At 67.5% G+C, this 2132-nt stretch carries 1 protein-coding gene; it reads right to left on the reverse strand.

All coding sequences use genetic code 11. The features are described from left to right. Positions 1 to 50: 50 nt before the first annotated feature. Positions 51 to 2132, reverse strand: a 2082-nt coding sequence (locus tag V2B31_RS18105) for a Tn3 family transposase (protein ID WP_328281170.1), incomplete at its 5' end; no start/stop codon positions are given.

Raw genomic sequence — 2132 nt, forward strand, 5'->3', positions numbered from 1 at the left:
AGGTGAAGCATCGCAGATCAAAGCCCTCATGGCTCAGGCAGTCATTGGGTCTAAGCGTCCCGGCTTTGCTGATGAAGGCGAAGCGGTCTGAACCGCTCGCGGGGCTTGTCGATCTCGGCCCAGAGATAGTCGCCGGTGAGGCCGACATGCTCCCAGCCCAGCGGAGCGACGTGGGCGAGCAGTTCGTCGGGTACATCGACACCGTTGCCGCGCAGATGCCGGACGGCCCGGTCGAGATAGACGGTGTTCCATAGCGTCACGGCCGCGGTGACGAGCGTCAGCCCGGAGGCGCGGTGGCGCTGGTTCTCGAAGGTGCGGTCGCGCAGTTCGCCGAGGCGATTGAAGAAGATGGCGCGGGCGAGCGCGTTGCGGGCTTCGCCCTTGTTGAGGATGCTGCCGGTGCGGCGCCGCTGGTCGGGATCATCGAACCAATCGAGCATGAACAGGGTACGTTCGATCCGCCCGATTTCGCGCAACGCCCGGGCGACGGGGTTCTGGCGTGGGAAGCCTGCCAGCTTGCGCAGCATGACCGAGGCGCTGACGGTGCCCGCCCGAATCGAGGCGGCGAGCCGCAGCGTCTCATCCCAATTCTCCTCGATCGCGCGGACGTTGACCGGGCCGGCGACGAGCGGGCGCAACGTCGGCCACGGGTCGAGCGGCGACAGCCCATACAGCCGACGCTCGTTGAGGTCGCGGATGCGCGGCGCGAAGCGGAAGCCGAGCAGGTGGCACAGGCCGAAGACGTGATCGACCGCACCAGCGGTGTCGGTAGCGTGTTCGCGGATCACCAGTTCGCTCTCATGGTCGAGCAGGCCGTCCAAGACATGCGCGGCCTCGCCGGCATTGGCGGCGATGACCTTGGTGTGGAACGGGGTGAAGCGATCGGTGACATGGGTGTAGAACAGGACACCGGGTTCAGTGCCGTAGCGAGCGTTGCGATCGGCGCGGGCTTCGCCCTGACCGCCAGCGCGGAAGAACTGCCCGTCCGACGACGACGTATCACCCGGTCCCCAGACCGCTGCGAGCGGATGCCCGGTGTGGCAATCGACGATCGCGGCCAGCGCCGACAGATAGGTTTCATCGCGCACATGCCATTCGGCGGTCCAGCGCAGGCGCGGCAATGTCAGCCCGCGCGAGCTTTCCGCCATGCGCCCGAGGCCCAGGTTGGTCGCGTCGGCGAGGATTGCACCCATCAGCGCAGACGGGTCGGAAGCGGGTGCGCCGCTGCGCGCATGAACGAAACGGTCGGCGAAGCCCGACCAGGCGGCAACCTCGACCAGCAGGTCGGTAATGCGGACGCGCGGCAGCATCGCGTAGAGCCGGGCCTTCAACGCCTCGGTATCGTCGGACGGGGATCGCCGGATCGGCGATATGAGCAACTGCCCGCGTTCGATCGTCACGTCGACCAGCTCGCCCGCTGCGGCTGCGCGTTCCACCTCCGTCATGCGCCGGGCCAACAGGGTGCGGCGTTCCTCATACCATTCGGGAAAGTCGGTGGGTACGGCCAGACGCAGATCGCCAGTCGCGCGGATGGCCTCGAAGACGGGCACGGGCAGCTGATAGTCGTCGAGCGTGCGATAGGCGCGGCTGCCGTCCACCCAGATACTGCCCGATCCGAGCCGTTCGCGCAGGTGGACGATCACCGCGATCTCATAGGCGCGCCGGTCGATCGTTCCTTCCGCCGGATGCACGACCTTGCGCCAGCGGGGTTTGACGAAACTGGTCGGCACCCGCTTCGGCAGGACCGAGCGGCCGTCGCGATACATCGTCCGCAGCACCTCGATCGCGCCGAGCAGCGGGTCGCCCGACCGCGCCGTGCGGAAGGTGAAGGCGGCCAGGAAGGTCGGGGCGAACCGTCGCACGGCGGGATAGCGTTCGACCACTTCCTCCAGACCGTCATCGGCCGAGCGCGTCAGATCCTCGGCGAAGCGTATGCTGCGTTCGAACTGGTCCCAGCCCAGCTTGGCGTCGATCGTGCGGAAGGCATCGCGCCCGCTCGCACGAGCATCGACCAGCAGACGACCAAGCCGGGCATGGAAGCGGGCGGTGTCCTTCAGCATCCGTGCCTGGCCGAGCAGCGTAAGCGCCGACGGAAGGCGGCCTTGTTGCCGGCACCGGAATAGGAAAGCTCG

This window comes from Sphingobium sp., from assembly GCF_036170395.1.
In the GTDB taxonomy this organism is placed as follows: Bacteria; Pseudomonadota; Alphaproteobacteria; order Sphingomonadales; family Sphingomonadaceae; genus Sphingobium.